The sequence below is a fragment of the Streptococcus sp. 2100 genome, assembly GCF_013276335.1.
GTDB classification, from domain to species: Bacteria; Bacillota; Bacilli; order Lactobacillales; family Streptococcaceae; genus Streptococcus; species Streptococcus pseudopneumoniae.
In genome coordinates this window covers 1-26,451 of the sequence record NZ_VMKV01000042.1, presented here as the reverse complement: position 1 = coordinate 26,451, position 26,451 = coordinate 1, and the positions used below count along the sequence as shown (strand labels likewise).

At 40.6% G+C, this 26,451-nt stretch carries 25 protein-coding genes and 1 pseudogene; 23 read left to right on the top strand and 3 right to left on the bottom strand.

The window, feature by feature from the left end:
- Positions 1 to 52 precede the first annotated feature (52 nt).
- Positions 53 to 373, top strand: a pseudogene (locus HT669_RS07065) (family 1 glycosylhydrolase); the annotation flags it as partial.
- A gap of 120 nt (positions 374 to 493) precedes the next feature.
- Positions 494 to 1,438 (top strand): mannose-6-phosphate isomerase, class I, encoded by a 945-nt coding sequence (gene manA / locus HT669_RS07060; RefSeq protein ID WP_050223723.1) that lies wholly within the window; start codon positions 494 to 496, stop codon positions 1,436 to 1,438.
- A 40-nt stretch (positions 1,439 to 1,478) separates the two neighbouring features.
- Here manA and HT669_RS07055 read toward each other — a convergent pair whose 3' ends face one another.
- Positions 1,479 to 2,819, bottom strand: coding sequence for a sodium-dependent transporter (locus HT669_RS07055; RefSeq protein ID WP_050223719.1), 1,341 nt, complete (start codon positions 2,817 to 2,819; stop codon positions 1,479 to 1,481).
- Between the two features lie 339 nt (positions 2,820 to 3,158).
- Here HT669_RS07055 and HT669_RS07050 point away from each other — a divergent pair, with 339 nt between their 5' ends.
- Positions 3,159 to 3,899, top strand: coding sequence for a MerR family transcriptional regulator (locus tag HT669_RS07050; protein WP_000274782.1), 741 nt, complete (start codon positions 3,159 to 3,161; stop codon positions 3,897 to 3,899).
- A gap of 42 nt (positions 3,900 to 3,941) precedes the next feature.
- Here HT669_RS07050 and HT669_RS07045 read toward each other — a convergent pair whose 3' ends face one another.
- Both HT669_RS07045 and HT669_RS07040 read right to left on the bottom strand, forming a co-directional pair.
- Complete coding sequence (locus tag HT669_RS07045) at positions 3,942 to 5,117, bottom strand: NAD(P)/FAD-dependent oxidoreductase (protein WP_000680044.1); 1,176 nt, start codon at positions 5,115 to 5,117, stop codon at positions 3,942 to 3,944.
- A 59-nt stretch (positions 5,118 to 5,176) separates the two neighbouring features.
- Positions 5,177 to 6,022 (bottom strand): DegV family protein, encoded by an 846-nt coding sequence (locus tag HT669_RS07040; RefSeq protein WP_000219931.1) that lies wholly within the window; start codon positions 6,020 to 6,022, stop codon positions 5,177 to 5,179.
- A 124-nt stretch (positions 6,023 to 6,146) separates the two neighbouring features.
- Here HT669_RS07040 and HT669_RS07035 point away from each other — a divergent pair, with 124 nt between their 5' ends.
- The 20 genes from HT669_RS07035 (at position 6,147) to holA (ending at position 26,324) form a co-directional block, all read left to right on the top strand.
- The gene (locus HT669_RS07035) at positions 6,147 to 6,704 is read left to right on the top strand and encodes a TetR/AcrR family transcriptional regulator (RefSeq protein ID WP_000004147.1); all 558 of its coding nucleotides are present in this window, start codon (positions 6,147 to 6,149) and stop codon (positions 6,702 to 6,704) included.
- Positions 6,705 to 6,722: 18 nt separating this feature from the next.
- A complete protein-coding gene (locus HT669_RS07030) occupies positions 6,723 to 7,190 on the top strand; it encodes a cytidine/deoxycytidylate deaminase family protein (protein ID WP_000136974.1) in 468 nt (155 codons plus the stop codon).
- 88 nt (positions 7,191 to 7,278) lie between these two features.
- Positions 7,279 to 7,908: a uracil phosphoribosyltransferase gene (upp, locus tag HT669_RS07025; RefSeq protein WP_000515975.1), complete on the top strand. Its 630-nt coding sequence runs from the start codon at positions 7,279 to 7,281 to the stop codon at positions 7,906 to 7,908.
- Positions 7,909 to 8,081: 173 nt separating this feature from the next.
- Positions 8,082 to 8,672, top strand: coding sequence for an ATP-dependent Clp protease proteolytic subunit ClpP (clpP, locus tag HT669_RS07020; RefSeq protein WP_000613465.1), 591 nt, complete (start codon positions 8,082 to 8,084; stop codon positions 8,670 to 8,672).
- Positions 8,673 to 8,750: 78 nt separating this feature from the next.
- Entirely contained in the window at positions 8,751 to 8,999 is a 249-nt protein-coding gene (locus tag HT669_RS07015) for a YlbG family protein (protein ID WP_000462126.1), read from the top strand.
- Between the two features lie 101 nt (positions 9,000 to 9,100).
- Positions 9,101 to 10,261, top strand: coding sequence for an ABC transporter substrate-binding protein (locus tag HT669_RS07010; RefSeq protein ID WP_000726146.1), 1,161 nt, complete (start codon positions 9,101 to 9,103; stop codon positions 10,259 to 10,261).
- 116 nt (positions 10,262 to 10,377) lie between these two features.
- Complete coding sequence (locus tag HT669_RS07005) at positions 10,378 to 11,247, top strand: branched-chain amino acid ABC transporter permease (RefSeq protein ID WP_000941427.1); 870 nt, start codon at positions 10,378 to 10,380, stop codon at positions 11,245 to 11,247.
- Between the two features lie 3 nt (positions 11,248 to 11,250).
- Complete coding sequence (locus HT669_RS07000; protein ID WP_000662285.1) at positions 11,251 to 12,201, top strand: branched-chain amino acid ABC transporter permease; 951 nt, start codon at positions 11,251 to 11,253, stop codon at positions 12,199 to 12,201.
- A gap of 5 nt (positions 12,202 to 12,206) precedes the next feature.
- Entirely contained in the window at positions 12,207 to 12,971 is a 765-nt protein-coding gene (locus tag HT669_RS06995) for an ABC transporter ATP-binding protein (RefSeq protein WP_001185994.1), read from the top strand.
- On the top strand, positions 12,971 to 13,681 hold the full coding sequence (locus tag HT669_RS06990; RefSeq protein ID WP_000062201.1) for an ABC transporter ATP-binding protein: 711 nt from the start codon (positions 12,971 to 12,973) through the stop codon (positions 13,679 to 13,681). Before HT669_RS06995 ends, HT669_RS06990 begins: the two co-directional genes overlap by 1 nt.
- 252 nt (positions 13,682 to 13,933) lie before the next feature.
- Complete coding sequence (locus tag HT669_RS06985) at positions 13,934 to 14,590, top strand: CBS domain-containing protein (protein ID WP_000268665.1); 657 nt, start codon at positions 13,934 to 13,936, stop codon at positions 14,588 to 14,590.
- A gap of 107 nt (positions 14,591 to 14,697) precedes the next feature.
- A protein-coding gene (prfB, locus tag HT669_RS06980; RefSeq protein ID WP_100127798.1) for a peptide chain release factor 2 occupies positions 14,698 to 15,793 on the top strand; the annotation gives its coding sequence in 2 pieces (ribosomal slippage) (positions 14,698 to 14,769 and positions 14,771 to 15,793; 1,095 coding nt in all).
- A 17-nt stretch (positions 15,794 to 15,810) separates the two neighbouring features.
- The gene (gene ftsE, locus HT669_RS06975) at positions 15,811 to 16,503 is read left to right on the top strand and encodes a cell division ATP-binding protein FtsE (protein WP_000022265.1); all 693 of its coding nucleotides are present in this window, start codon (positions 15,811 to 15,813) and stop codon (positions 16,501 to 16,503) included.
- Positions 16,496 to 17,422, top strand: a complete 927-nt coding sequence (gene ftsX / locus HT669_RS06970; protein ID WP_000625541.1) for a permease-like cell division protein FtsX — start codon at positions 16,496 to 16,498, stop codon at positions 17,420 to 17,422. The genes ftsE and ftsX overlap by 8 nt, the downstream gene beginning before the upstream one ends.
- Before the next feature lie 407 nt (positions 17,423 to 17,829).
- Positions 17,830 to 20,010, top strand: a complete 2,181-nt coding sequence (locus HT669_RS06965; protein WP_172922750.1) for a PTS transporter subunit IIBC — start codon at positions 17,830 to 17,832, stop codon at positions 20,008 to 20,010.
- 51 nt (positions 20,011 to 20,061) lie between these two features.
- On the top strand, positions 20,062 to 20,877 hold the full coding sequence (locus HT669_RS06960) for an endonuclease/exonuclease/phosphatase family protein (protein WP_000670821.1): 816 nt from the start codon (positions 20,062 to 20,064) through the stop codon (positions 20,875 to 20,877).
- Positions 20,878 to 21,122: 245 nt separating this feature from the next.
- Positions 21,123 to 22,466, top strand: a complete 1,344-nt coding sequence (locus HT669_RS06955; RefSeq protein WP_050208023.1) for a DEAD/DEAH box helicase — start codon at positions 21,123 to 21,125, stop codon at positions 22,464 to 22,466.
- Between the two features lie 213 nt (positions 22,467 to 22,679).
- Complete coding sequence (gene metK / locus HT669_RS06950; RefSeq protein WP_000003909.1) at positions 22,680 to 23,870, top strand: methionine adenosyltransferase; 1,191 nt, start codon at positions 22,680 to 22,682, stop codon at positions 23,868 to 23,870.
- A gap of 447 nt (positions 23,871 to 24,317) precedes the next feature.
- The gene (locus tag HT669_RS06945) at positions 24,318 to 25,253 is read left to right on the top strand and encodes a dihydroorotate oxidase (RefSeq protein ID WP_172922195.1); all 936 of its coding nucleotides are present in this window, start codon (positions 24,318 to 24,320) and stop codon (positions 25,251 to 25,253) included.
- A 33-nt stretch (positions 25,254 to 25,286) separates the two neighbouring features.
- Complete coding sequence (gene holA / locus HT669_RS06940; protein WP_101514407.1) at positions 25,287 to 26,324, top strand: DNA polymerase III subunit delta; 1,038 nt, start codon at positions 25,287 to 25,289, stop codon at positions 26,322 to 26,324.
- The last annotated feature ends 127 nt before the right edge of the window (positions 26,325 to 26,451 follow it).

Sequence of the window (26,451 nt, the reverse complement as noted above, 5' to 3'; positions counted from 1 at the left end):
AGTTGATTTCATATTACTATTATATAATGCTTTTTGATTTTAGTTTAGTATTATCGTAGAAAATGGACTCGGTGCTATGGATAAACCGGATGAGAATGGTTATGTAGCAGATGACTATCGGATTACTTACTTAGAGGCCCACATCAAGGCCATGCGAGATGCCATTTACCAAGACGGGGTTGACTTGCTTGGTTATACGACTTGGAGATGTATCGATCCGGTTTCAGCTGGCACAGGGGAAATGAATAAGCGCTATGGCTTTATCTATGTAGATCGAGATAATGTAGGAAATGGGACTCTCAAACGTAGCAAGAAGAAGTCCTTCTATTGGTACAAGGATGTCATTGATAGCAATGGAGCAAGCATCGAGTAGAGCACATTTGTTTACTATTTTTATAAAATCTTCTCCCTGCTTTATAAGATGTAAAAAAGAGTTCAAATGGAACTCTTTTTTTGTTATAATGAAGGAAGAAAGATCAGACAGGAGAATAAAATGTCAGAACCATTATTTTTACAATCAGTTATGCAAGAAAAAATCTGGGGTGGAACCAAGCTACGTGATGAGTTTGGCTACGACATCCCAAGTGAAAAAATAGGGGAATACTGGGCTATCTCAGCTCACCCAAATGGAGTTTCTAAAGTTGCCAATGGTAGTTTTGAGGGAACAGATCTAGCTACTTTGTATGCAGAACACCGTGAATTGTTTGGCAATCGTCCTGAGCCTGTATTTCCGCTTTTGACTAAGATTCTGGATGCCAACGACTGGCTCAGTGTTCAAGTTCATCCAGATGATGCTTATGGACTCGAGCATGAAGGCGAGCTTGGAAAAACAGAGTGCTGGTACATCATCGCTGCGAATGAAGGTTCAGAGATTATCTACGGCCACAATGCCAAGTCAAAAGAAGAACTCCGCCAGCAAATCGAGGACAAGAATTGGGATGACTTGCTGACAAAAGTGCCTGTTAAGGCTGGAGATTTCTTCTATGTGCCAAGTGGCACCATGCATGCCATTGGGGCTGGCATCTTGATTCTTGAAACCCAGCAGTCTAGCGATACCACCTATCGCGTCTATGACTTTGACCGCAAGGACGATAAGGGCAACTTGCGTGAACTTCATCTTGAAAAATCCATTGATGTCTTAAACATTGGTGAGCCTGCAAATAGCCGTCCTGTAACTGTTAAAGCAGATGATTTGCGTTCCACTCTCCTTGTATCCAATGATTTCTTTGCAGTTTACAAGTGGGAAATTACTGGAAAAGTTGACTTCGAAAAGACAGCTGACTACAGCTTATTGAGTGTCTTAGCCGGTCAAGGTCAACTGACTGTTGACGGGAAAAATTATCCAATCCAAAAAGGCAGTCACTTTATCTTACCAAGTGATGTTGAAGCTTGGACTCTGGAAGGGCAAGGTTTGGAAGTGATTGTTAGCCATCCATAAAAAAGAAAGGGCCTGAGTTTACTACTCAAGTCCTTTTTGATTACATAAATTGGGCGATGAAGACCACGATGATGATGATTGGAATGACGAAACGAAGAAGGAAGAGCCAGACTTGGAACAGTCCCTGTTTCCATGCGGTTTCATCAAGATGGAGTTCCTCCATTGCAAGAGCCTTTTTAAAGATATAGCCTGTAAAAAGTGAAAGGCAGAGAGCTCCAAATGGCATGAGGAGATTGGAAACCAAGAAGTCCATAGCGTCAAAGAAGGTCTTCCCAAAGATGTGAGCATCCGCCATGACACCGTAAGATAGGGCTGAGGGAATGCCAAAGACAAAGGTCAAGATTCCCAAAATGGCACTCCACATGGCACGCTTGCTGTTGTCCTGGTTGGTGATATTGCCCACATTGATTTCCAGCATAACGACGGAAGAAGTGACTGTCGCAAAGAGGAAGAGCAAGAGGAAGAGGATGTAGAAAATGGTTCCAAAAGGCATCTTGTCAAAGAGTTGAGGCAAGACGATAAAGAGTAAGCTCGGTCCCCCTTCAGACTGGATATTGAAGGCTGACATAGCTGGGAAAATGGCGAGACCTGCCATGATGGATACCGAGATATTCATGGCTACGATGGAAATTCCTGATTGGACCAGATTGGTTTTCTTGTCTAAGTAAGAAGCATAGGTCAGCATGGCTGTAACCCCTAGTGAGAGGGCAAAGAAAGATTGTCCCAGAGCATAGAGGAGACCAGCACTGGTCAGTTTTGAAAAGTCTGGTTTGAGGAAGTAAAGAACCCCTTCCATGGCATTTGGCAAACTGAGAGAACGACCGATGATGACGACAAAGATGATAAAGAGCAGGGGCATCATGACTTTCGAAGCTCTTTCAATCCCTTTTTGAACCCCACGTGATACAATGAAGATATTCAATAGGATAAAGGTCGCTTGAGCTCCTAGAGCAATGGCTGGATTTGAAATGATTGAAGTAAATAACTGAGCATAATCACCCGTTCCACCAATTTGGAACAATTTTCCAAACTCAATGCCTAGATAGACTAAAATCCAGCCACCAATAACACTGTAGAAAGATAAGAGGATAAAGAGGGCAAAGGCACCAATCCAACCGATAAAGTTGTACTTACTATTCTTGCCTAGTTTTCCAAAGGTTTTGATTGCTGAGACACCAGCGCTTCGGCCGAGAGCAAATTCAGCTAGCAAAAGGGGGAAACCGATTAGAATAGTGGAAATGAGAAAGACCAGTAAAAAGCCTCCTCCACCGTTAGCAGCAGTCATATAGGGGAATTTCCAAACGGCACCAAGTCCGATGGCTGAACCAGCAGATGCTAGGATAAAGCCCGGTTTAGACCCCCATTGCGATTTTTCAGACATAGTTAAACTCCTAAAATTAGTGTTACAAAAGAAAAAGCTACTGCCCTTGGCAAATAGCCTCATCAGTACTCAAAATGAGCGTTTCTTTTGATTGATAGACTTGACTATCCTATCATGTTTTCTAAGGTCTGTCAAGAAAACCATTTTCATGTTATGATAAAGTAAAAAATTTCGCAAAAACGCTTGACTCTGACCTAAGGGGAGGGGTTATACTATCAGTGTAATACTCTTCGAAAATCTCTTCAAACCACGTCTGCGTCGCCTTACCGTACTCAAGTACAGCCTACGGCTAGCTTCCTAGTTTGCTCTTTGATTTTCATTGAGTATAAGGAGGAAATCATGTACCATATAAAAGAAGCTGCACAGCTTTCGGGTGTCTCTGTCAAGACCCTGCACCACTACGATAAGATAGGACTTTTGGTTCCTTTAAAGTCGGAAAACGGCTATCGAACCTACAGTCAGGAGGATTTGGAACGTCTCCAGGTCATTCTTTACTACAAATATCTAGGCTTTTCTTTAGAAAAAATAGCAGAGCTATTAAAGGAAGAAAGGACAGATTTATTGCCTCATTTGACCAGGCAGTTGGACTATTTGACTCGAGAAAGGGAACATCTGGATACCTTGATTTCAACCTTGCAAAAAACCATTCAAGAACAAAAAGGAGAAAGAGAAATGAGCATTCAAGAGAAATTTGCTGGATTTAACTACCAAGACCATCAAAAATACCACCAAGAGGCGGTAGAGAAATATGGACAAGAAGTCATGGACCAAGCGCTGGAGCGCCAGAAAGGTCACGAAGACGAGGCTACGGCTGCCTTCAACCAAGTTTTTCAAGCCTTAGCACAAAATCTTCAAGCTGGTCTGCCTGTAACAGCAACTGAAAACCAAGAGCAAACAGCCAAGCTCTTGCAAGCCATTCGTACTTATGGATTTGATTGTACTATTGAAGTATTCGGTCATATCGGTAAAGGCTACGTCTATAACCCAGAGTTTAAGGAAAATATTGACAAATTTGGTACTGGAACAGCCCAGTACACATCAGATGTCATTGCCCACTATGTCCAAACTCAAGCAAAATAAAATCGGAGGAGTAATCTTCCGATTTTTTCTATTAAAAGTTCTTTAATCATAATGCAGACTTCCCGCCACCCAGCCGGTGCAGAGGGCAGAAGTGATGTTAAAGCCCCCCGTATGGGCGTTGATGTCCAGTACCTCGCCAGCAAAGTGGAGTCCAGGAACCAGCTTACTTTCCAGAGTTTTGGGATTGATTTCCTTGAGACTGACGCCACCCTTGGTGACAAAGGACTTGGCAAGAGACATTTTTCCAGTTACAGGAATTTTAAGTCCTTTAATGGACTGGACAAGTTGTTCACGTTCCTTTTCAGTCAGTTGTTTGACTTTGTCAGGATAGCCTTGCACAAAAAATTCTGCCAAGCGTTCTGGAAGCAAAGTTTTTAAGGTATTTTTTAGAGATTTTTCCCTATTTTCTTCTAGAAATGCAACCAAGTCATTTTCAGAAAGTTGAGGCAAAACATCCAGTGAGAGAATCTCCCCACCCTTGACAAAGCTAGACATACGTAGGGCAGCAGGACCTGACAAACCAAAGTGGGTAAAAAGCAAATCGTGAGTGATGACACGCTTGCCATAACTTAGAGTCACATCATCCAGCGAAATTCCCTGCAAGGCCTTATGTGGAAAATCTGTTAATAAAGGACTTTCAGCAGCTTCAAGCTCGGTAATGGTATGCTTAAAATGGCGGGCAATCTCGTGACCAAAACCAGTCGAACCAGTAGAAGGATAGGATTTTCCACCAGTTGTGACAATGAGTTTCTCACAAGTGAAGGTTTGGTCTGCGGACTTAAGGACAAACTGTTCGCCGATTTTTTTAACCGAAACAATTTCGGTTTGAGTAGCAACTTGACCACCTAGTTCAGTGATTTTCTTTTCCAAAGCTTCGATAATAGTCCGAGACTTGTCACTGGCTGGAAAGACGCGTCCGTGGTCTTCGAGCTTAAGTTTAACACCATTTTCTGTAAAAAAGTTGATGATGTCATGATTATCGAACTGGGAGAAAACACTGTAAAGAAAGCGTCCGTTTCCAGGAATTCCAGCTAGTAGGTCGTCCAAGCTACCATTGTTGGTCACATTGCAACGTCCCCCACCAGTCCCAGCTAACTTTTTTCCAAGTTTCCGATTTTTTTCGATGAGGAGGGTTTTCTGTCCATAAAAGCTACTGGAAATCGTAGCCATCATACCAGCAGGTCCTCCACCGATGACAATAGTATCAAAATGTTTCATAGCTCTATTGTACCACAAAAAAAACAAGAGATGATGGTTACCTCTTGTCAAGAATGCAATTAATCAATTTCATAGCCCATCAGCAGACCGCCATCTTCTGCATAGAAACTGCAGAGACCAGATGTTGGGAGAATTTTAATATCCGCCTGTGGGAAGGTTTCACGGATTCGGTCTGAAAGCTGTTGGCAACATTTCTCGTTATTGCGTTGGGCCATGACAATACGGCCACCAGCATATCCTGCTTTCACTAACTCTTCATAGGCTGCTTGAACTGACTTCTTTGCTCCTCTTGCTTTTTGTAGCAATTCGAGAGTTCCAGTTTCACTAGCTTCTCCGACCATACGAATGTTGAGAAGGCCAACGACCGTACCGATAAGCTTGCTCAAACGGCCGTTCTTCACCAAGTTATCGACTTTGGCTAGGACAAAGAGCAACTTAGTTTTTTCTTGATAGGCGGTGATAGCTTCAACCACTTCTTCAAAAGACAAGCCCTGGGCAATCAAGTCATTCAATTTTTCTACGAGTAGGTCAACTTCACCACCAGCAGACAAACTATCAATTACATGAATCTTAGTGTCAGGATGTTCTTCCAGATAAATATTCTTGGCCAGTTGAGCACTATTGTGACTACCAGAAAGAGTACCAGTGATGGTTACTAGGAAAATGTTTTTGGCACCTTCAAATGCTCGCAAATAATCATCTGGGCTTGGACAAGCTGATTTTGAAGCTTCTGCGGTTGCATACATGGTTTCCATCATATGGTCAATATCAAGACTGGCATCATCAACAAAGACCTGATCAGCTACTTGAATGGTTAAGGGGACACTTACAAAGGTTGTGTTAATAGCTGGTGTTGGCAGTTGACGATAATCACAACCAGAGTCAGCAATAATCTTCCAAGTCATAGAAATTCTCCATCTTTGTCAGTTATACATTGACAAAGGTTCTGTCTTTTTTTACAATTATATCATGAAAACCCTTGAAACAAAAGCATCATCCGTCTGTTGTGACAAGTAGAAAGAAAATGTTATGTCTGAACGTAGAATCTCTGAAAAGTCTCTTGAAAATCTCAGAAAATCAAACCAAGAATCCAATTTATTAACCAGAGAAGCCATTGAAACAGCCCTCTTGCAACTCTTGGAAAAAAAGGAACTGACCAAGATTAGTATTTCTGAATTGGTCAAACGTGCAGGTGTTTCGCGTGCGGCCTTTTATCGCAATTATGACTCCAAAGAGGAAATTTTAGAGAGCGTCTTTAAACGAACTGTCCACAATATTATGGAACAGCTGCATCATTACGATTTAAAGACAGACCTTTATTTGGTTTGGGTTCACCTTTTCCGGGAGGCCAGAAAGGAAGTTAGAGTGATTCAATTGGCCTTGGATTACCATCTGGAAAAAATCTTTGTCCAAGCCATGCAGGAATTTCTAGAAAAATACCATGGGAAATCAAAAGGTGTCAGCTCTTATCTTCATTCCTTCTGGAGTTCAGCCATCGTCTCAGTCCTTTTAAAATGGATCAAGGATGGCATGAAGGTACCTGCTGAAAAGATAGCGGATTTACGGTTACCATTTTTTAAAAAATAGAGAAAAAGGAGAAGAGATATGACTGAAAAAAGACTAGCATGGGATGAGTATTTTGCAGCCCAAGCATTACTAATTGCCAATCGTTCCACTTGTAAACGTGCCAAAGTGGGCGCAATTCTGGTTAAGGATAATAAGGTTATTTCCACTGGTTATAATGGTTCGGTGTCAGGTACCGAGCATTGTATTGATCACGAATGTCTGGTCATTGAAGGACACTGTGTTCGCACCCTTCATGCTGAGGTTAATGCCATTCTTCAAGGGGCTGAGCGTGGTGTTCCTAAAGGTTTTACAGCCTATGTAACCCATTTTCCTTGTCTCAACTGTACCAAACAATTATTGCAGGTTGGTTGCAAGCGCGTGGTTTATATCAACCAGTACCGAATGGATGACTACGCCCAATACCTTTATCAAGAAAAAGGGACAGAATTGACCCATTTACCACTTGAGACAGTACAGGAAGCTCTTAAAGAGGCTGATCTAATGTAAAAATTATCAAAAATAAATGGTTTAGAAAGATTTTTAAACCGTTTTTTGGTATAATAAGAAGAATAAATTGAAAGAAGGAATTCCAAAAATGGGAAAAATTGAAGTTATTAATCACCCGCTGATTCAACACAAATTGTCAATTTTGCGTCGTACAGATACTTCTACAAAAGCTTTTCGTGAGCTAGTAGATGAGATTGCAATGTTGATGGGGTATGAAGTACTTCGTGATCTTCCACTAGAAGATGTGGAAATCGAAACACCAATTACAAAAACAGTTCAAAAACAATTAGCAGGTAAGAAATTGGCTATCGTTCCAATCTTGCGTGCAGGTATCGGGATGGTTGATGGTCTCTTGAGCTTGGTTCCAGCTGCTAAAGTTGGCCACATCGGTATGTACCGTGATGAAGAAACACTTCAACCAGTTGAGTATTTGGTGAAATTGCCTGAGGACATTAACCAACGTCAAATTTTTGTAGTAGATCCAATGTTGGCAACAGGTGGCTCAGCAATCTTGGCCGTTGACTCACTTAAAAAACGTGGCGCATCAAATATTAAATTTGTCTGCCTTGTATCAGCACCAGAAGGTGTAAAAGCCCTTCAAGAAGCTCATCCAGATGTAGAAATCTTTACAGCAGCCTTGGATGAACGCTTGAACGAACACGGTTATATCGTTCCAGGTCTTGGAGATGCTGGAGACCGCTTGTTCGGTACAAAATAAGATCGAAAAGAAGAATGACTTGGAAAAGTATTTCTAGTCACGAAAGGAGGTTGGGTTTTTGTTTCTGTCTAATGAAAGCAGAGCAAAAATTTGACCTTTTTTGACCAAGATATTATAATAGTCTTATCTTCAGTCATTTGACCAACAAAATTAAAACTCAAAAGGAGAAATGAATGATTCCTGTAGTTATTGAACAAACAAGCCGTGGAGAACGTTCCTACGATATTTACTCACGTCTTCTTAAAGACCGCATCATTATGCTGACAGGTCCAGTTGAAGACAATATGGCTAACTCTGTTATTGCCCAATTGCTTTTCTTGGATGCCCAAGATAGTACAAAAGATATTTACCTTTATGTCAATACACCTGGTGGTTCCGTTTCAGCTGGTTTGGCAATCGTTGATACCATGAACTTTATCAAGGCAGATGTCCAAACCATCGTTATGGGTATGGCAGCATCTATGGGGACGGTCATCGCATCAAGTGGAGCAAAAGGCAAACGTTTCATGCTTCCAAATGCAGAGTATATGATTCACCAACCAATGGGTGGTACAGGTGGTGGTACCCAACAAACTGATATGGCTATCGCTGCAGAACATTTGCTTAAAACTCGTAAAACCTTGGAAAAAATCTTGGCTGAAAATTCAGGTCAGTCAATCGAAAAAGTCCATGCAGATGCAGAACGCGATAACTGGATGAGCGCCCAAGAAACACTTGAATATGGCTTCATTGATGAAATCATGGCCAACAATTCATTGAACTAATAATCAAAGGAGGCAAACTCGACTGGGTTTGCTTTTTTTGGTATAATAGGGAGAGATTTCTTAGAAAGAGGATTTATCATGTTTGAAAAAGTCAATCGATCTGGCTTGATTATCTATCTTTACTATAATCGTGATGCCAAAAAACTGCAGGATTATGGAGATATTACCTATCATTCCAAGAAACATCGTTACTTACAACTCTATGTTCCAACTCAAGAAGTGGAGCAATTGGTCGGGCGCTTGAGCAAGGAAAAGTTTATCAAAAAAGTCAGAGTTTGTCATATCCAAGAACTGGAAACACCCTTTGTGGGCAACCTTTACCGATAGGAAAACGTTATCAGATAAAAATTTAAAGAAAAGTGTTGACAATTTTCTGATAATTCGATATATTCTTAACAGACTATTTAAGAAATAAGGAGACAAAAAAGATGAAGAAAAAATTTGCCCTATCGTTTGTGGCGCTTGCAAGTGTAGCACTTCTTGCAGCCTGTGGAGAAGTGAAGTCTGGAGCAGTCAACACTGCTGGTAACTCAGTAGAGGAAAAGACAATTAAAATCGGGTTTAACTTTGAAGAATCAGGTTCTTTAGCTGCATACGGAACAGCTGAACAAAAAGGTGCCCAATTGGCTGTTGATGAAATCAATGCCGCAGGTGGTATCGATGGAAAACAAATCGAAGTAGTTGATAAAGATAATAAGTCTGAAACAGCTGAGGCTGCTTCAGTTACAACTAACCTTGTAACCCAATCTAAAGTATCAGCAGTCGTAGGACCTGCGACATCTGGTGCGACTGCAGCTGCGGTAGCGAACGCTACAAAAGCAGGTGTTCCATTGATCTCACCAAGTGCGACTCAAGATGGATTGACTAAAGGTCAAGATTACCTCTTTATTGGAACTTTCCAAGATAGCTTCCAAGGAAAAATTATCTCAAACTATGTTTCTGAAAAATTAAATGCTAAGAAAGTTGTTCTTTACACTGACAATGCCAGTGACTATGCTAAAGGGATTGCCAAATCTTTCCGCGAGTCATACAAGGGTGAAATCGTTGCAGATGAAACTTTCGTAGCAGGTGACACAGACTTCCAAGCAGCCCTTACAAAAATGAAAGGGAAAGACTTTGATGCTATCGTTGTTCCTGGTTACTATAATGAGGCTGGTAAGATTGTAAACCAAGCGCGTGGCATGGGAATTGACAAACCAATCGTTGGTGGTGATGGATTTAACGGTGAGGAGTTTGTACAACAAGCAACTGCTGAAAAAGCATCAAACATCTACTTTATCTCAGGCTTCTCAACTACTGTAGAAGTTTCAGCTAAAGCTAAAGCCTTCCTTGACGCTTACCGTGCTAAGTACAATGAAGAGCCTTCAACATTTGCAGCCTTGGCTTATGACTCAGTTCACCTTGTAGCAAACGCAGCAAAAGGTGCTAAAAACTCAGGTGAAATCAAGGATAATCTTGCTAAAACAAAAGACTTTGAAGGTGTAACTGGTCAAACAAGCTTCGATGCAGACCACAACACAGTCAAAACTGCTTACATGATGACCATGAACAATGGTAAGGTTGAAGCAGCAGAAGTTGTAAAACCATAATAGAAAAATGTTGAAATAGGGAATGAGCCTCGGACTCACTCCCTGTTTCGATGTTTAAGAACCTATCAAAAAGTGAGGGAAAACCCTCGGAATTATAAATAGAAAGAGTGAATCTTATGCTCCAACAACTAGTAAATGGTTTGATTCTAGGTAGTGTTTATGCGCTGTTAGCACTAGGATATACCATGGTTTACGGAATTATCAAGCTCATCAACTTCGCCCATGGTGATATTTATATGATGGGAGCCTTTATCGGTTATTTCTTGATCAATTCTTTCCAAATGAATTTCTTTGTAGCTCTTATTGTAGCCATGCTAGCGACAGCTATTCTTGGTGTCGTGATTGAGTTCCTTGCTTACCGACCTTTGCGTCACTCTACTCGTATTGCTGTTTTGATTACAGCTATTGGGGTTTCTTTCCTATTGGAGTATGGCATGGTCTATCTGGTTGGTGCCAATACTCGTGCCTTTCCTCAAGCGATTCAAACAGTTCGCTATGATTTGGGACCAGTTAGCCTAACAAACGTGCAGTTAATGATCTTGGCCATTTCCTTGATTTTGATGATTTTGTTACAGGTCATTGTCCAAAAGACTAAGATGGGGAAAGCCATGCGTGCTGTATCTGTAGATAGCGATGCGGCACAATTGATGGGGATCAATGTAAACCGTACGATCAGCTTTACCTTCGCTTTGGGTTCAGCTCTTGCGGGTGCGGCTGGTGTTCTGATTGCCCTCTATTATAACTCTCTTGAGCCTTTGATGGGGGTTACTCCAGGTCTTAAGTCTTTCGTTGCCGCGGTACTTGGTGGTATCGGAATCATTCCTGGTGCGGCTCTTGGTGGCTTTGTGATTGGTCTATTAGAAACTTTTGCGACAGCCTTTGGGATGTCAGACTTCCGTGATGCCATTGTTTATGGAATCTTGTTGTTGATCTTGATTGTCCGCCCAGCTGGTATCCTTGGTAAAAATGTGAAAGAGAAGGTGTAAGCGATGAAGGAAAATTTAAAAGTTAATATTCTATGGTTACTCCTTTTATTAGCTGGCTATGGCTTGATTAGTGTATTGGTTTCAGTCGGAGTACTCAATCTATTCTATGTACAGATTTTACAACAAATTGGAATTAATATTATTTTGGCTGTTGGTCTCAACTTAATCGTTGGTTTTTCAGGACAATTTTCACTTGGTCATGCTGGTTTCATGGCGATTGGTGCCTATGCAGCAGCTATTATTGGTTCTAAATCACCAACCTACGGTGCCTTCTTTGGAGCCATGCTGATAGGGGCTTTACTTTCAGGAGCAGTTGCCTTGCTTGTCGGAATTCCAACCTTGCGTTTGAAGGGGGACTATCTTGCAGTAGCAACTCTAGGTGTTTCTGAAATTATCCGTATCTTTATCATCAATGGCGGAAGCCTTACAAATGGTGCGGCAGGTATCTTGGGAATTCCAAACTTTACAACTTGGCAAATGGTTTACTTCTTTGTTGTGATTACAACCATTGCAACCTTGAACTTCTTGCGTAGTCCAATTGGTCGTTCAACCCTCTCTGTTCGTGAGGATGAAATCGCTGCTGAGTCAGTTGGGGTTAATACGACTAAAATTAAAATCATCGCTTTTGTCTTTGGTGCCATTACTGCGAGTATTGCAGGGTCACTTCAGGCAGGATTTATCGGTTCAGTTGTACCGAAAGATTACACTTTCATCAACTCAATCAACGTTTTGATTATTGTTGTCTTTGGTGGACTTGGTTCCATTACAGGTGCCATTGTATCGGCTATTGTTCTGGGAATTTTGAATATGCTTCTCCAAGACGTAGCTAGTGTGCGTATGATTATTTACGCTTTGGCCTTGGTCTTGGTAATGATTTTCAGACCAGGTGGACTCCTTGGAACATGGGAATTGAGCCTATCACGTTTCTTTAAAAAATCTAAGAAGGAGGAATAAAACTAATGGCATTACTTGAAGTAAAACAGTTAACCAAACATTTTGGCGGTCTAACAGCTGTTGGAGATGTGACTCTTGAATTGAACGAAGGGGAACTGGTTGGACTAATCGGTCCAAACGGAGCTGGGAAAACCACTCTTTTCAACCTCTTGACGGGTGTTTATGAACCAAGCGAGGGAACAGTAACCCTAGATGGTCACCTTTTGAATGGAAAGGCACCTTATAAGATTGCTTCTTTAGGACTTGGACGTACTTTCCAAAATATCCGTCTCTTTAAAGATTTAACCGTTTTGGACAATGTTTTGATTGCCTTTGCCAACCATCACAAACAACATGTTTTTGCTAGTTTCTTACGCTTACCAGCTTTTTACAAGAGTGAAAAAGAATTAAAATCTAAAGCTTTAGAATTGCTGAAAATCTTTGATTTAGATGGTGATGCAGAGACTCTTGCTAAAAACCTCGCCTACGGACAACAACGTCGTTTGGAAATTGTTCGTGCCCTCGCTACGGAACCTAAAATTCTCTTTTTAGATGAACCAGCCGCAGGTATGAACCCGCAGGAAACAGCGGAATTGACTGAGTTAATTCGTCGCATCAAAGATGAATTTAAGATTACAATCATGCTGATTGAACACGATATGAATCTGGTCATGGAAGTTACAGAACGTATCTACGTACTTGAATATGGTCGTTTAATTGCTCAAGGAACTCCAGACGAAATTAAGACCAATAAACGCGTTATCGAAGCTTATCTAGGAGGTGAAGCCTAATGTCTATGTTAAAAGTTGATAATCTTTCTGTGCATTACGGTATGATCCAAGCAGTCCGTGATGTAAGCTTTGAAGTGAATGAAGGAGAAGTTGTTTCCCTTATCGGTGCCAATGGTGCTGGTAAAACAACCATTCTCCGTACCTTGTCAGGTTTGGTTAGACCAAGCTCTGGAAAGATTGAATTTTTAGGTCAAGAAATCCAAAAAATGCCGGCTCAGAAAATCGTGGCAGGTGGTCTTTCACAAGTTCCAGAAGGACGCCACGTCTTTCCTGGCTTGACTGTTATGGAAAATCTTGAAATGGGAGCTTTTTTGAAGAAAAATCGTGAAGAAAATCAAGCTAACTTGAAGAAGGTCTTTTCACGCTTCCCACGTCTTGAAGAACGGAAGAACCAAGATGCAGCTACTCTTTCAGGGGGGGAACAACAAATGCTTGCCATGGGACGCGCTCTTATGTCAACACCAAAACTTCTTCTTTTAGATGAACCATCAATGGGACTTGCCCCAATCTTTATCCAAGAGATTTTTGATATCATTCAAGATATCCAGCAACAAGGAACAACCGTCCTCTTGATTGAACAAAATGCCAATAAAGCACTTGCAATCTCTGACCGAGGCTATGTATTGGAAACAGGAAAAATCGTCCTATCAGGAACAGGAAAAGAACTCGCTTCATCAGAAGAAGTCAGAAAAGCATATCTAGGTGGCTAAACTAGTCTGGGAGACTAGTTTAGGTTGCAGATGGAGATTACGAAGTAATCATCATCTACATTAAAAGGTTAATTTCTAATAATTGAAAAAATCGAATGAAACGTATCTTACCTTCATTCACAGAGCTCGATTTCAGAGCTCTTTTTGCTAGGTTATTCATACTTTTCTGAATTTTGAAAAAGAAATGTAAGCGTTTGATAGATTTGCAAAAAGATTGTATAATAGGGATAAGAATAGAAAAGGAGAAGTCTCATGGCAGTTAAAGATTTTATGACCCGCAAGGTAGTTTATATTAGTCCAGATACAACAGTATCTCATGCAGCAGATTTGATGAGAGAGCAAGGGTTGCACCGCTTGCCTGTTATCGAAAATGATCAATTGGTTGGTTTGGTAACTGAGGGAACCATTGCCCAAGCTAGCCCATCAAAAGCAACCAGTCTTTCTATCTATGAGATGAATTATCTTCTAAATAAGACAAAAGTAAAAGATGTCATGATTCGCGATGTTGTCACTGTTTCAGGCTATGCGAGTCTAGAAGATGCAACTTATCTGATGTTGAAAAACAAGATTGGTATTCTTCCTGTAGTAGATAACCATCAAGTCTATGGGGTTATTACGGACCGTGACGTTTTCCAAGCCTTTCTTGAAATTGCTGGTTATGGAGAAGAAGGAATTCGTGTGCGCTTTGTTACAGAAGATGAAGTTGGCGTTCTTGGTAAGATTGTTTCTCTAATCGTTGAAGAAAATTTGAATATCTCCCATACAGTCAATATTCCGCGTAAGGATGGTAAGGTCATTATCGAAGTGCAAATCGATGGATCAATTGATTTACCAGCCTTGAAAGAAAAATTTGAAGCAAATGGTATTCAAGTGGAAGAAATCACTCGCACTTCAGCAAAAGTCTTGTAAGAAGGGAAGCCGAAAGGCTTCTTTTTTCATAAAAAAGGGATTATAGCAAAAGATGGAAAGAAATGATAAAATATGCTATAATGAAATGATGTAAAAAAGGAGTATTTATGGACATTTCAGTAATCCGTCAAAAAATTGACGCAAATCGTGAAAAATTAGCTTCTTTCAGGGGGTCTCTTTGACCTCGAAGGGCTAGAGGAAGAGATTGCCATCTTGGAAAACAAGATGACAGAACCTGATTTTTGGAATGATAATATTGCGGCCCAAAAAACGTCGCAAGAATTAAATGAATTAAAAAACACCTATAACACCTTCCACAAAATGGAAGAGTTGCAGGATGAAGTCGAAATTTTATTGGACTTTTTAGCTGAAGACGAGTCAGTTCAAGAAGAACTGGTAGAGCAGTTAGCCGAACTTGATAAGATGATGACCAGCTATGAGATGACTCTACTCTTGTCAGAACCTTATGACCACAACAATGCCATCTTGGAAATCCATCCAGGTTCTGGTGGTACTGAGGCTCAGGACTGGGGTGATATGTTGCTTCGTATGTATACTCGTTATGGTAATGCTAAAGGCTTTAAAGTGGAAGTATTGGATTACCAAGCAGGGGATGAAGCTGGTATCAAGTCAGTAACCTTATCATTTGAAGGGCCTAATGCCTATGGTCTTCTCAAGTCAGAAATGGGGGTACACCGTTTGGTGCGAATTTCACCATTTGACTCTGCCAAACGTCGCCATACATCTTTCACATCCGTAGAAGTGATGCCTGAGTTGGACGATACCATTGAAGTGGAAATCCGGGAAGATGACATCAAGATGGATACCTTCCGTTCAGGTGGTGCCGGTGGACAAAATGTCAATAAGGTTTCAACAGGTGTACGTTTAACCCACATTCCAACTGGAATTGTTGTTCAATCAACAGTGGATCGTACCCAGTATGGAAATAGAGATCGTGCCATGAAGATGTTGCAGGCTAAGCTCTATCAAATGGAGCAAGAAAAGAAAGCTGCGGAGGTAGATTCCCTCAAGGGTGAGAAAAAAGAAATCACATGGGGAAGCCAAATCCGTTCTTATGTCTTCACTCCTTATACTATGGTAAAAGATCACCGAACTAGCTTTGAGGTTGCTCAGGTAGATAAGGTTATGGACGGAGACCTAGATGGTTTTATCGATGCCTATCTCAAGTGGCGAATCAGCTAAGATAGAAAGGAACTCACATGTCAATCATTGAAATGAGAGATGTCGTTAAAAAATACGACAACGGAACGACTGCCCTACGCGGTGTTTCGGTCAGCGTTCAACCGGGGGAATTTGCTTACATCGTAGGACCTTCAGGAGCAGGGAAGTCAACCTTTATTCGTTCTCTGTATCGTGAAGTAAAAATCGATAAAGGAAGCCTATCAGTTGCTGGTTTTAATCTGGTTAAGATCAAAAAGAAAGATGTCCCGCTTCTACGTCGTAGTGTTGGGGTTGTCTTCCAGGATTATAAATTGTTACCAAAGAAAACTGTCTATGAAAATATTGCTTACGCTATGGAAGTAATCGGGGAAAATCGCCGTAATATCAAAAAACGTGTGATGGAAGTTTTAGACTTGGTTGGGTTGAAGCACAAGGTTCGTTCTTTCCCAAATGAGCTCTCAGGTGGAGAGCAACAGCGGATTGCGATTGCACGTGCTATTGTAAACAATCCAAAAGTATTGATAGCCGATGAACCAACAGGAAACCTGGACCCTGATAATTCATGGGAAATTATGAATCTCTTGGAACGGATTAACCTACAAGGGACAACTATTTTGATGGCGACTCATAATAGCCAGATTGTAAATACCTTGCGCCACCGTGTCATTGCCATTGAAAATGGCCGTGTTGTTCGTGACGAATCAAAAGGAGAGTATGGATACGATGATTAGTAGATTTTTTCGCCATTTATTTGAAGCCTTAAAAAGTTTGAAACGAAATGGTTGGATGACAGTAGCTGCTGTCAGTTCAGTCATGATTACTTTGACCTTGGTGGCAATATTTGCATCTGTTATTTTTAATACAGCGAAACTAGCTACAGATATTGAAAATAATGTCCGTGTAGTAGTTTATATCCGAAAGGATGTGGAAGATAACAGTCAGACAATTGAAAAAGAAGGTCAAACTGTTACAAATAATGACTACCACAAGGTATATGATTCTTTGAAGAACATGTCTACGGTTAAGAGTGTTACCTTTTCAAGTAAAGAAGAACAATATGAAAAGTTAACCGAGACAATGGGAGATAACTGGAAAATCTTTGAAGGAGATGCCAATCCTCTCTATGATGCCTATATTGTAGAGGCAAATACTCCAAATGATGTAAAAACTATAGCCGAAGATGCTAAAAAAATTGAAGGTGTCTCTGAGGTTCAAGATGGCGGTGCCAATACAGAAAGACTCTTCAAGTTAGCTTCATTTATCCGTGTTTGGGGACTAGGGATTGCTGCCTTGTTAATTTTTGTCGCAGTTTTCTTGATTTCAAATACCATTCGTATTACTATTATTTCCCGCAGTCGCGAAATTCAAATCATGCGCTTGGTCGGAGCTAAAAACAGTTATATTCGTGGACCGTTCTTGTTAGAAGGAGCCTTTATCGGTTTATTGGGAGCTATCGCACCATCTGTTTTGGTCTTTATTGTTTATCAAATGGTTTACCAATCTGTTAACAAATCGTTGGTAGGACAAAATCTATCTATGATTAGTCCAGATTTATTTAGTCCGTTGATGATTGCCCTACTATTTGTGATTGGAATTTTTATTGGTTCACTGGGATCAGGAATATCCATGCGTCGATTCTTGAAAATTTAGGTAAAATAATTACTTTTATGAGGAGGTTGTAAAATCTCCTTTTTTGCTACAAAAATTTTAGAAAAGGGACTTCTAATACTCAATGAAAATCAAAGAGCAAACTAGGTAGCTCGCCACAGGATGCTCAAAATACTGATTTGAGGTTGTAGAAAGTCAGTCACATATATACGGTAAGACGACGCTGACGTGGTTTGAAGAGATTTTCGAAGAGTATAAAGAAGTTGCTCAGAGAAGATTCTTGATGGCTAATTTGAACTTGAAATTTAGCACCTAGAAAATTTTTGAAAAAAGAGGATTTTTTTGAATAAAAGCCTTTACAAAAAAAAATTAAAGTGGTATGATTAAATCATAAAAGGTGCAAACGTTTTCGTAAAACGTTTGCCTAAATAAAAATAAAGGAGATTTGAATGATGAAAGATACATTCAAAAATGTCTTGTCTTTCGAATTTTGGCAAAAATTCGGTAAGGCTTTGATGGTGGTTATCGCGGTTATGCCGGCTGCTGGTTTGATGATTTCAATCGGTAAGTCTATCGTGATGATTAACCCTAACTTTGCTCCACTCGTTATTACTGGTGGTGTCCTAGAGCAAATCGGTTGGGGGGTTATCGTTAACCTTCATATCTTGTTTGCCCTCGCTATTGGAGGAAGCTGGGCTAAGGAACGTGCTGGTGGTGCGTTTGCGGCAGGTCTTGCCTTTATCCTAATCAACCGTATCACTGGTACAATCTTTGGTGTATCAGGAGACATGTTGAAGAATCCAGAAGCTATGGTAACAACTCTCTTTGGTGGATCAATCAAAGTTGCTGATTACTTCATTAGTGTTATGGAAGCTCCAGCACTTAACATGGGTGTATTCGTAGGGATTATTTCTGGTTTTATTGGAGCAACTGCTTACAATAAATACTATAACTTCCGTAAGCTTCCTGATGCACTTTCATTCTTTAACGGAAAACGTTTTGTACCATTTGTAGTTATTCTTCGTTCAGTAATTGCTGCAATTCTACTTTCAGCTTTCTGGCCACTTGTGCAAACTGGTATCAATAGCTTTGGTATTTGGATTGCCAACTCACAAGAAACTGCACCAATCCTTGCACCATTCTTGTATGGTACTTTGGAACGTTTGCTCTTGCCATTTGGTCTTCACCATATGTTGACTATCCCAATGAACTACACAGCTCTTGGTGGTACTTATGACATTTTAACTGGTGCAGCTAAAGGTACTCAAGTATTCGGTCAAGACCCACTATGGCTTGCATGGGTAACAGACCTTGTAAACCTCAAAGGTACAGATGCAAGTCACTACCAACAATTGTTAGATACTGTTCACCCAGCTCGTTTTAAAGTTGGACAAATGATCGGTTCATTCGGTATCTTGATGGGTGTGATCGTGGCTATCTACCGTAATGTCGATGCTGACAAGAAACACAAATATAAAGGTATGATGATTGCGACAGCTCTTGCAACATTCTTGACAGGGGTTACTGAACCAATCGAATACATGTTCATGTTCGTCGCAACACCTATGTATCTTGTTTACTCACTTGTTCAAGGTGCTGCCTTCGCTATGGCTGACGTTGTAAACCTACGTATGCACTCATTCGGTTCAATCGAGTTCTTGACTCGTACACCTATTGCAATCAGTGCTGGTATCGGTATGGATATCATTAACTTCGTTTGGGTAACTGTTCTCTTTGCCGTAATCATGTACTTTATCGCAAACTTCATGATTCAAAAATTCAACTACGCAACTCCAGGGCGTAACGGAAACTACGAAACTGCTGAAGGTTCAGAAGAATCTAGCAGCGAAGTGAAAGTTGCAGCAGGTTCTCAAGCTGTAAATATTATCAACCTTCTTGGTGGACGTGCAAACATCGTTGATGTTGACGCATGTATGACTCGTCTTCGTGTAACTGTTAAAGATGCAGATAAAGTAGGAAATGCAGAGCAATGGAAAGCAGAAGGAGCTATGGGTCTTGTCATGAAAGGACAAGGGGTTCAAGCTATCTACGGACCAAAAGCTGACGTATTGAAATCTGATATCCAAGATATCCTTGATTCAGGTGAAATCATTCCTGAAACTCTTCCAAGCCAAATGACTGAAGCACAACAAAACACTGTTCACTTCAAAGGTCTTACTGAGGAAGTTTACTCAGTAGCAGACGGTCAAGTTGTTGCTTTGGAACAAGTAAAAGATCCAGTATTTGCTCAAAAAATGATGGGTGATGGATTTGCAGTAGAACCTGCAAATGGAAACATTGTATCTCCAGTTTCAGGTACTGTATCAAGCATCTTCCCAACAAAACATGCTCTTGGTATTGTGACTGAATCAGGTCTTGAAGTATTGGTTCACATTGGTTTGGACACAGTAAGTCTTGAAGGTAAACCATTTACAGTTCATGTTGCTGAAGGACAAAAAGTTGCAGCAGGAGATCTCCTTGTCACAGCTGACTTGGATGCTATCCGTGCAGCAGGACGTGAAACTTCAACAGTAGTTGTCTTCACAAATGGTGATGCAATTAAATCAGTTAAATTAGAAAAAACAGGTTCTCTTGCAGCTAAAACAGCAGTTGCTAAAGTAGAATTGTAATATACTTGAGGTTGGAAGCTGTATTCCAACCTCTTATTTTGGGAGAAAAGAATGAAATTTTTAACACTCAATACTCATAGTTGGATGGAAAAAGAAGCTGAGGAAAAATTCCAGATTTTGCTTGAGGATATTCTTGAAAAAGACTATGATTTGATTTGTTTCCAAGAAATCAATCAGGAGATCACTTCGCCAGAGGTGGAGGTTAATGACCTTTATCAAGCTTTGCCAGCAGCTGAGCCTATTCACCAAGATCACTATGTTAGACTCTTGGTTGAAAAGTTGTCTGAGCAAGGGAAAAATTACTACTGGACTTGGGCCTATAACCATATCGGTTATGATCGCTACCATGAAGGTGTAGCTATCTTGTCTAAAAAACCTATTGAAGCCAGAGAAATTTTGGTTTCAGATGTGGATGATCCAACAGACTATCATACTCGTCGTGTTGCTTTGGCTGAAACTGTAGTTGATGGTAAGGAGCTTGCAGTTGCAAGTGTCCACCTTTCTTGGTGGGATAAAGGTTTCCAAGAAGAATGGGCACGATTTGAGAATGTCTTGAAAGAATTGAACAAGCCACTTTTACTAGCTGGAGATTTCAACAACCCAGCTGGACAGGAAGGCTACCAAGCTATTTTGGCTAGTCCATTAGGCTTACAAGACGCTTTTGAAGTTGCTCAAGAGAAAAGCGGTAGCTATACCGTTCCACCAGAAATTGATGGCTGGAAAGGGAACACTGAACCCCTTCGAATCGATTATGTCTTTACTACCAAAGAGTTAGCGGTGGAAAATTTACATGTCGTATTTGATGGTAACAAGAGTCCACAAGTCAGTGATCACTATGGCTTGAGTGCTATTTTAAACTGGAAATAATAACTGATACTCTTCGAAAATCTCTTCAAACCACGTCAACGTCGCCTTGCCGTACTCAAGTACAGCCTGCGGCTAGTTTCCTAGTTTGATCTTTGATTTTCATTGAGTATGAAAAGAGGTTGGAACCATGAAATTCTAGCCTTTTTATTATTAGAGAAGCTACTGGAAATAGCCTAAATAAGTGAGACTACTGTAATGGAATAAAATATGGTATAATTGATAAGATAGATAGAATAGAGGATATTATGTCATTTACGAAATTTCAATTTAAAAACTATATTAGAGAGGCCTTGGAGGAGTTAAAATTTACAGCTCCAACAGAGGTGCAAGACAAATTGATTCCTATTGTTTTGGCAGGTAGAGATTTGGTTGGAGAATCAAAAACAGGTTCAGGTAAGACTCACACTTTCTTGTTACCGATTTTCCAGCAATTAGATGAAGCTAGCGATAGTGTACAGGCAGTGATTACTGCACCGAGTCGTGAGTTGGCTACTCAAATTTACCAAGCAGCCCGTCAGATTGCTGCCCACTCAGACGTGGAAGTTCGTGTGGTTAATTATGTGGGTGGTACGGATAAGGCTCGTCAGATTGAGAAATTGGCAAGCAATCAGCCTCATATTGTTATTGGAACACCAGGCCGTATTTACGACTTGGTTAAATCCGGTGATTTGGCTATTCACAAGGCCAAGACCTTTGTTGTTGATGAAGCAGACATGACCTTGGATATGGGATTCTTGGAAACTGTTGATAAGATTGCTGGCAGTCTTTCAAAAGACTTGCAATTCATGGTCTTCTCAGCGACTATTCCGCAAAAACTGCAACCATTCTTGAAAAAATACTTATCAAATCCAGTTATGGAGAAAATCAAGACCAAAACGATCATTTCTGATACCATTGATAATTGGTTGATTTCTACTAAGGGACGTGATAAGAATGCTCAAATTTACCAGTTGACTCAGTTGATGCAACCGTATTTGGCAATGATTTTTGTTAACACTAAAACGCGTGCTGATGAATTGCATTCTTACCTGACTGCTCAAGGCTTGAAGGTGGCAAAAATTCATGGGGATATTGCCCCTCGTGAGCGCAAGCGTATCATGAATCAGGTGAAAAATCTGGATTTTGAGTACATTGTCGCAACAGACTTGGCAGCGCGTGGGATTGACATTGAAGGTGTCAGCCATGTCATCAATGATGCCATTCCGCAAGATTTGTCCTTCTTTGTTCATCGAGTTGGTCGTACTGGAAGAAATGGCCTACCAGGCACAGCCATTACCCTTTATCAGCCAAGTGATGACTCGGATATCCGTGAGTTGGAGAAATTGGGAATCAAGTTTACTCCTAAGATGGTCAAAGATGGAGAATTCCAAGATACCTATGACCGTGATCGTCGTGCTAATCGTGAGAAGAAGCAAGATAAGCTTGATATTGAAATGATTGGTCTGGTCAAAAAGAAAAAGAAAAAAGTCAAACCGGGTTATAAGAAGAAAATTCAATGGGCGGTTGATGAAAAGCGCCGCAAAACCAAGCGTGCTGAAAATCGCGCTCGCGGTCGTGCAGAGCGTAAAGCGAAACGCCAAACATTTTAATAGAAATTGTTGGAGTACTGAACTCCAACTTTTTGCTTTATGAGAACGAACTATCTAAACCGAAATATCACATTAAAGACTGCAAATTGCGCTAAAAAATGGTATAATGATAAAGTTATATAGTCCCGATAAGATGGTAGGCATTTATCACTAAGAGTTTTCCTACCAGTACTTTGTAACTCTATAACACTATTTTTAAGGGGGGACATTTTTATGTCAGAACGTAAATTATTCACGTCTGAATCTGTATCTGAGGGGCATCCAGATAAGATTGCAGACCAAATTTCAGATGCGATTTTGGATGCTATTTTAGCAGAGGATCCAGAGGCGCACGTTGCTGCTGAGACAGCTGTCTATACTGGTTCCGTCCACGTTTTTGGTGAAATTTCTACAAATGCCTATGTGGATATTAACCGTGTGGTTCGTGATACCATTGCAGAGATTGGTTATACCAATACAGAATATGGTTTTTCTGCTGAGACAGTGGGAGTTCATCCGTCACTTGTTGAGCAGTCACCAGATATTGCCCAAGGTGTTAACGAAGCCTTGGAGGTTCGTGGAAATGCAGACCAAGATCCACTTGATTTGATCGGTGCTGGAGACCAAGGGCTCATGTTTGGATTTGCAGTGGATGAAACAGAAGAGCTCATGCCATTGCCAATCTCACTCAGTCATAAATTGGTTCGTCGTCTGGCAGAACTTCGTAAATCTGGAGAAATTAGCTATCTCCGTCCAGATGCAAAATCACAAGTTACAGTTGAGTACGATGAAAATGACCGTCCGGTACGTGTAGATACAGTCGTTATTTCTACTCAGCATGATCCAGAGGCTACTAATGAACAAATCCATCAAGATGTGATTGACAAGGTCATCAAAGAAGTTATTCCATCTTCTTATCTCGATGATAAGACAAAATTCTTTATCAATCCGACAGGTCGTTTTGTAATCGGTGGTCCTCAAGGGGACTCAGGTTTGACTGGTCGTAAGATTATTGTAGATACTTATGGTGGCTACTCTCGTCATGGTGGTGGTGCCTTCTCTGGTAAGGATGCGACTAAGGTGGACCGTTCTGCCTCATATGCAGCTCGCTATATTGCCAAGAACTTCGTTGCAGCCGGTCTTGCTAAGAAGGCAGAAGTTCAATTGGCCTACGCTATCGGTGTTGCCCAACCTGTTTCTGTTCGTATCGATACTTTCGGTACAGGAACAGTAGCTGAAAGCAAGCTTGAAAAAGCAGCCCGTCAAATCTTTGACCTTCGCCCTGCAGGAATTATCCAAATGCTGGACCTCAAGCGTCCAATTTACCGTCAAACAGCAGCTTATGGACACATGGGACGTACAGATATTGACCTTCCATGGGAACGTTTGGACAAGGTAGACGCTTTAAAAGAAGCAGTCAAATAAAATCTTAAGAGGGGGACTTCCTCTCTTTTTTATAGTTTTTAACTATACTGGGATACTGTTCTGAAAATCCATTTTGCGAAAGTAGAGATTTACATGTATTTCTTTAAAAATGCCAAAGGTTGAGATTTCTCCTCGTAATAGATAATCATGGAGATATTTCAATCCAAAGTTTTATTCGTTATCACTTGACTATTGCAAGGTTTTCTAGAGTAACAGAGTCATGGAATGGACTCATGGTTGAGATTTCTCCTTGTTGCTTGGACTTCATTCAAAAGTCTGTGACCCAAGTCTTGTTCAAACTTCCAATACACTAGCTGTTTCCATAACATGACTTCTGCACTAGACTTTCTTTTCCGAATAAATAGATAGAACCACAGAATCTAGTAAACCTAGAATTAAAATTATGGTATAATATTAGCAATAAAAAGAATCTGGAGGATTAGAATCATGGTATCAACGAAAACACAAATTGCTGGTTTTGAGTTTGACAATTGCTTGATGAATGCAGCAGGTGTGGCTTGTATGACGATAGAGGAGTTAGAAGAGGTCAAAAACTCAGCGGCAGGAACCTTTGTTACTAAGACAGCAACCTTGGACTTTCGTCAGGGAAATCCTGAGCCACGCTATCAAGATGTCCCACTTGGTTCTATCAATTCTATGGGCTTGCCAAATAAGGGCTTAGACTATTATTTGGATTATCTTTTGGATTTACAGGAAAAAGAGCCAAACCGAACTTTCTTCTTATCTCTGGTTGGAATGTCTCCAGAGGAAACCCATACTATCTTGAAAAAAGTCCAAGAGAGTGATTTTCGTGGTCTGACTGAGCTAAATCTTTCCTGTCCAAATGTTCCAGGTAAACCTCAGATTGCCTATGATTTTGAGACAACAGACCGGATTTTGGCAGAGGTGTTTGCCTACTTCACCAAACCTCTTGGAATTAAATTGCCACCATATTTTGATATTGTTCACTTTGACCAAGCGGCAGCTATTTTCAACAAGTATCCGCTCAAGTTTGTCAACTGCGTTAACTCTATCGGAAACGGCCTCTATATAGAAGACGAATCTGTCGTTATTCGGCCTAAGAATGGTTTTGGTGGAATTGGTGGAGAATACATCAAACCAACTGCTTTAGCTAATGTTCACGCCTTTTATCAACGCTTAAATCCCCAGATCCAAATCATTGGAACAGGTGGCGTGTTGACTGGTCGTGATGCCTTTGAACATATTCTCTGTGGAGCGAGTATGGTGCAGGTGGGAACCACCCTTCACAAAGAAGGCGTCGGTGCCTTTGACCGCATTACCAATGAACTAAAAGCAATCATGGCGGAAAAAGTATACGAGAGCTTAGAAGATTTCCGTGGGAAATTGCGCTATATTGACTAAATTAAATCGAAAAATCAGAAGAAAGGAGAGAAGATGCTAGCCATTGAAGAGAGTCAGAAGTTGACTTTATCAAATTTACCTAGCCTGAGCCTTTTTACAGGGACAGATCAGGGTCAGTTTGAAGTGATGAAGAGTCAAGTATTGAAACAGATTGGCTATGATTCTGCTGATCTCAACTTTGCCTACTTTGATATGAAAGAAGTGGTCTACAAGGATGTGGAACTGGAGTTAGTCAGCCTTCCTTTCTTTGCGGATGAGAAAATCGTGATATTAGACCATTTTGTAGATATCACAACAGCCAAGAAACGCTTTTTAACAGATGATGAACTCAAGTCGTTTGAGGAATACCTTGATAACCCTTCACCAACAACCAAGTTGTTGATCTTTGCGGAAGGAAAGCTGGATAGCAAAAGACGGCTGGTAAAATTACTTAAGCGTGATGCCAAGGTCTTTGATGCAGTAGAAGCCAAAGAACAAGAATTACGCCAGTATTTCCAAAAGTGGAGCCAGAAAGAAGGTCTGCAGTTTACCAATAATTCTTTTGAAAATCTTCTCGTCAAGTCGGGTTTTCAATTTAGCGAAATCCAGAAAAATCTCCTCTTTTTACAGTCCTATAAGGAAGACTCTGTTATCGAGGAAGAGGATATTGTTAACGCAATTCCCAAGACCTTACAGGACAATATTTTTGATTTAACTCAGTTTATTCTGACTAAAAAGATGGATCAGGCGCGCGATTTGGTTAGAGATTTGACCTTGCAAGGTGAAGATGAAATCAAACTGATTGCAGTCATGCTAGGACAATTTCGGACTTTTACTCAGGTGAAGATTTTGGCGGAGTCTGGGCAAACAGAATCTCAGACTGCAAGTAGTCTAGGAAGTTTTCTCGGACGCAATCCTAATCCCTATCAAATCAAGTTTGCGCTGAGAGATTCAAGAGGACTTTCTTTGAGCTTTTTGAAGCAAGTAATTTCCTACTTGATTGAGACAGACTATCAGATTAAGACAGGACTCTATGAAAAAGGTTTCCTTTTTGAAAAGGCACTCTTACAGATTGCTAGTCAGGTCAATTGACATTTGTTGAAACTACAACCCGCGTCAGGATTATCTTGTCGTGGGTTTCTTACTGATTTGCTTATTTTATACTCAATGAAAATCAAAGAGCAAACTAGGAAACTAGCTGCAGGCTGCTCAAAGCACT

What these genes read in the sequence shown, in the direction of transcription:
- manA (WP_050223723.1), top strand. Translation starts at nt 494, where the DNA reads ATGTCAGAACCATTATTTTTACAATCAGTTATGCAAGAAAAAATCTGG.
- HT669_RS07055 (WP_050223719.1), bottom strand. Translation starts at nt 2,819, where the DNA reads ATGTCTGAAAAATCGCAATGGGGGTCTAAACCGGGCTTTATCCTAGCA.
- HT669_RS07050 (WP_000274782.1), top strand. Translation starts at nt 3,159, where the DNA reads ATGTACCATATAAAAGAAGCTGCACAGCTTTCGGGTGTCTCTGTCAAG.
- HT669_RS07045 (WP_000680044.1), bottom strand. Translation starts at nt 5,117, where the DNA reads ATGAAACATTTTGATACTATTGTCATCGGTGGAGGACCTGCTGGTATG.
- HT669_RS07040 (WP_000219931.1), bottom strand. Translation starts at nt 6,022, where the DNA reads ATGACTTGGAAGATTATTGCTGACTCTGGTTGTGATTATCGTCAACTG.
- HT669_RS07035 (WP_000004147.1), top strand. Translation starts at nt 6,147, where the DNA reads ATGTCTGAACGTAGAATCTCTGAAAAGTCTCTTGAAAATCTCAGAAAA.
- HT669_RS07030 (WP_000136974.1), top strand. Translation starts at nt 6,723, where the DNA reads ATGACTGAAAAAAGACTAGCATGGGATGAGTATTTTGCAGCCCAAGCA.
- upp (WP_000515975.1), top strand. Translation starts at nt 7,279, where the DNA reads ATGGGAAAAATTGAAGTTATTAATCACCCGCTGATTCAACACAAATTG.
- clpP (WP_000613465.1), top strand. Translation starts at nt 8,082, where the DNA reads ATGATTCCTGTAGTTATTGAACAAACAAGCCGTGGAGAACGTTCCTAC.
- HT669_RS07015 (WP_000462126.1), top strand. Translation starts at nt 8,751, where the DNA reads ATGTTTGAAAAAGTCAATCGATCTGGCTTGATTATCTATCTTTACTAT.
- HT669_RS07010 (WP_000726146.1), top strand. Translation starts at nt 9,101, where the DNA reads ATGAAGAAAAAATTTGCCCTATCGTTTGTGGCGCTTGCAAGTGTAGCA.
- HT669_RS07005 (WP_000941427.1), top strand. Translation starts at nt 10,378, where the DNA reads ATGCTCCAACAACTAGTAAATGGTTTGATTCTAGGTAGTGTTTATGCG.
- HT669_RS07000 (WP_000662285.1), top strand. Translation starts at nt 11,251, where the DNA reads ATGAAGGAAAATTTAAAAGTTAATATTCTATGGTTACTCCTTTTATTA.
- HT669_RS06995 (WP_001185994.1), top strand. Translation starts at nt 12,207, where the DNA reads ATGGCATTACTTGAAGTAAAACAGTTAACCAAACATTTTGGCGGTCTA.
- HT669_RS06990 (WP_000062201.1), top strand. Translation starts at nt 12,971, where the DNA reads ATGTCTATGTTAAAAGTTGATAATCTTTCTGTGCATTACGGTATGATC.
- HT669_RS06985 (WP_000268665.1), top strand. Translation starts at nt 13,934, where the DNA reads ATGGCAGTTAAAGATTTTATGACCCGCAAGGTAGTTTATATTAGTCCA.
- ftsE (WP_000022265.1), top strand. Translation starts at nt 15,811, where the DNA reads ATGTCAATCATTGAAATGAGAGATGTCGTTAAAAAATACGACAACGGA.
- ftsX (WP_000625541.1), top strand. Translation starts at nt 16,496, where the DNA reads ATGATTAGTAGATTTTTTCGCCATTTATTTGAAGCCTTAAAAAGTTTG.
- HT669_RS06965 (WP_172922750.1), top strand. Translation starts at nt 17,830, where the DNA reads ATGATGAAAGATACATTCAAAAATGTCTTGTCTTTCGAATTTTGGCAA.
- HT669_RS06960 (WP_000670821.1), top strand. Translation starts at nt 20,062, where the DNA reads ATGAAATTTTTAACACTCAATACTCATAGTTGGATGGAAAAAGAAGCT.
- HT669_RS06955 (WP_050208023.1), top strand. Translation starts at nt 21,123, where the DNA reads ATGTCATTTACGAAATTTCAATTTAAAAACTATATTAGAGAGGCCTTG.
- metK (WP_000003909.1), top strand. Translation starts at nt 22,680, where the DNA reads ATGTCAGAACGTAAATTATTCACGTCTGAATCTGTATCTGAGGGGCAT.
- HT669_RS06945 (WP_172922195.1), top strand. Translation starts at nt 24,318, where the DNA reads ATGGTATCAACGAAAACACAAATTGCTGGTTTTGAGTTTGACAATTGC.
- holA (WP_101514407.1), top strand. Translation starts at nt 25,287, where the DNA reads ATGCTAGCCATTGAAGAGAGTCAGAAGTTGACTTTATCAAATTTACCT.